Source organism: Methanosarcina spelaei, from assembly GCF_002287235.1.
In the GTDB taxonomy this organism is placed as follows: domain Archaea; phylum Halobacteriota; class Methanosarcinia; order Methanosarcinales; family Methanosarcinaceae; genus Methanosarcina; species Methanosarcina spelaei.
This window is the reverse complement of the sequence record NZ_LMVP01000199.1, coordinates 1-2,748: the sequence shown is the minus strand read 5'-3', so window position 1 is coordinate 2,748 and position 2,748 is coordinate 1. Positions and strand designations below refer to the sequence as shown.

The following is a 2,748-nucleotide window of genomic DNA, read 5'->3' as shown; positions in this document are numbered from 1 at the left end:
ACCTCGTAGACGAGCATGTTATGAGAGAGCTGCGTGAAGAACTCGATATCGGTGTAGTAACATCAGTACCAGGTGCTGCAAAAGGTATTGCTGCAAAGATGAACATTGAAAAGCTGCTCGATATTAAGATTAATTCCTGCAATCTTTTCAGAAAGCAGATAGCGTAAGGGGATAGCATAAAGAAAAACTCCGAAATAACTATGAAGATGCGGAAAAGTGGATACAGGTCTCCTGTATGTATTTCTCAGGATATTTTATAATAAAGTTTCTTGCAGATATTTCTGGTAATATTTCCTGGTAATATTTCCTGGTAATATTTCCTGGTAATATTTCCTGGTAGTATTTCCTGGTAATACTTCCCGAGAGTATCTCTTGAAAATGTTTCTTAAATATCATGAGAAAGCTTGAATTCTTTCGGATTTTCCTCTTTTTCCGTTTGCAAGCTTTCATGAGTCGATTTGTGCTGCAAGAGCTGTGCGAATCGTCAATCGTTACTCTATAATAATTATAGGAGTGTGGTTGAAAATGAGCAACGAAAATAGTGAAAACGGAGGACTCCAGCGGACAATTGATTGGAAGCAGGGACTTGCAATTGCCCTGGGAGTTCCCGTTCTTATCCTGCCGTCCATAGGCTATTTTGCAAATTATGTTTGGGCATTTGCAATAATTATCTGGGCGTTATCTGTCTTTCAGGGCTTCATGCAAAATTTCGCCTATGGAGAACTTGCCACAATGTTCCCGAAAGCGTCCGGTCTTCCTGGGTATGCTCAGAGTGTTTTTACGGGGAACGCAAGCAACCGGTATGACCTGAACAAATTACTTGGAGGTTTCAGCGCCTGGAGTTACTGGTTTGCCTGGAATCCGGTTCTTGCAATCTATTCAATTCTGATCGGAAGCTATCTTAAAGGACTGCTTCCTTCACTTGCAGGTGTACCTGACCTTACTATTTACCTGGTATCCGGAGCAGTTGTATTTATACTTCTTATTCTGGTTAATTACCGCGGGCTTGCCGGTGGAGCAAAACTCGGGTACATTCTTGCCGTACTTTCGCTTGCCCCACTTATCATCATTGCTCTTGCACCTTTCGTAACCGGACACTTTGAGCTCAGCAATATTACAGGCTCCTGGCTTCCCGCAGACTGGAGCTGGGATATCCAGCACATTTTGATCCTGCTCGGGCTTTTTGCAATGGCTCAGTGGAGTGCCTGCGCCTGGGAAACCGCAGCAATCTACGGACCCGAGTATAAGCAGCCCAAGTCGGATGTACCAAAAGCCCTCTTTATCTGCGGTGCGATCTGCCTTGTGACCTTCATCCTCGTTCAGGCAGCCTGTACCGGAGCCCTGGGAATTGAAGGAATCCTGTCCGAGCCGGTTTCTCCAATGCTACCTATAGCTCAGATGACACTTGGTACCATTGGTGGATCTCTGACGATCTTCATGTTGATTGCAGCAATGATTCTCATTATCCAGACTGCCTTTCTTGGAGCTTCAAGGGCTATGTATTCCATGGCTGAAGAGGGAAATCTGCCAGGATTATTTGGAAAAATGAATGCGTACGGAACTCCAGTTAATTCAATGATTGTCATTGCCCTCTTGAACATGGGTTTCATCTGTCTGGGGACTCCTGCAGCTATAGTGGCTGCTTCAGCAATAGGTTATGTCTGCGCCAACGGGATAAGTCTGCTCGCATATGTTAAGGCAAAAATCGACCCTAAATTCTCGAAACTTGAAAGACCGTTCAAAGCTCCAGGTGGCTGGAGACACGTAGCCCTTTTCTTTGGGTTTTTTAACCTACCTCTATGTCTAATTGGAATAATATACCTGAACAGTCTTGAAGTAGGCTGGACTTCAACGATAGTCGGCTTCGTGGTACTTGCCCTTTATCTTCCGCTCTGGTATTATTCCCAGAATGAGAACAGGACAACTTTAGAGAAGGATAACTCCTTATCAAGCGAGTCCATGATATAAGGACAGTGGTAAATTACAAAATCTCTACTACTTTCCTTTCCCGACAAACAGGTTCGGTTCGTGAGCGATAAATATTATCGAACTATGAGTCTGTCCCGGGTATAAAAAGAGTTCGTAGAAAATATGTGGCTACAGGATAAATCAGTTTACGGTAATATCATTGAAAAAATATGTAGCCGTACTGATCCTGAAGTCCCATACTGTTTTTTTGTTATCGCAAAACAAAAACCTTGAAAATAAAGTCATTTTTGTTGTCTCTATTCTACAAGAAAACGTACATGAAATTCTTCGAATAACATGCACAAATCAATGAAAGTACTCTACGCCCTCTTTTTTGACTATTAAGCCCTTATTACCTTGGGCAGTAAGGTTGTCCTTATTTTGGTTTCTCAAAACCGTCAGAAAACTAATCAGTGAATTGCCATCGAAGGCTCAAATGTGACTTTGATCACGGATGCTAAATTGGCCTTTTAGGCAATTCGACTGCCCAAATAAATTGGGTGATGTTATATGATTGAAGTCATAAACAAAGCTTGTGGTCTAGACATTCACAAAATCTTTTTCATTGCTACAATTCTCAGTAGATCTGGCGAAAAACAACAGCAACGTTTCAACAGAGATGACGAAGGAATTTTAGCCCTTAAAAATTGGGTAATATCCGAAAAATGTAATGTTGTTGCATGTGAGTCAACAAGTGATTTCTGGGTTCCCATCCATGATTCTTTGATAAAGCATCTACCTGTAATAGTTGGAAATGCTCGAGATATGAAGGTATTTACC

At 42.0% G+C, this 2,748-nt stretch carries 1 protein-coding gene and 2 pseudogenes; all 3 read left to right on the top strand.

Translation table 11 applies throughout. From position 1 onward, the window contains the following. A pseudogene (locus tag ASJ81_RS10655) lies at positions 1–167 on the top strand ([dimethylamine--corrinoid protein] Co-methyltransferase); the annotation flags it as partial. 358 nt (positions 168–525) lie between these two features. Then, on the top strand, positions 526–1,968 hold the full coding sequence (locus ASJ81_RS10645) for an APC family permease (RefSeq protein ID WP_095644434.1): 1,443 nt from the start codon (positions 526–528) through the stop codon (positions 1,966–1,968). Between the two features lie 510 nt (positions 1,969–2,478). Continuing rightward, positions 2,479–2,748, top strand: a pseudogene (locus ASJ81_RS10640) (IS110 family transposase); the annotation flags it as partial.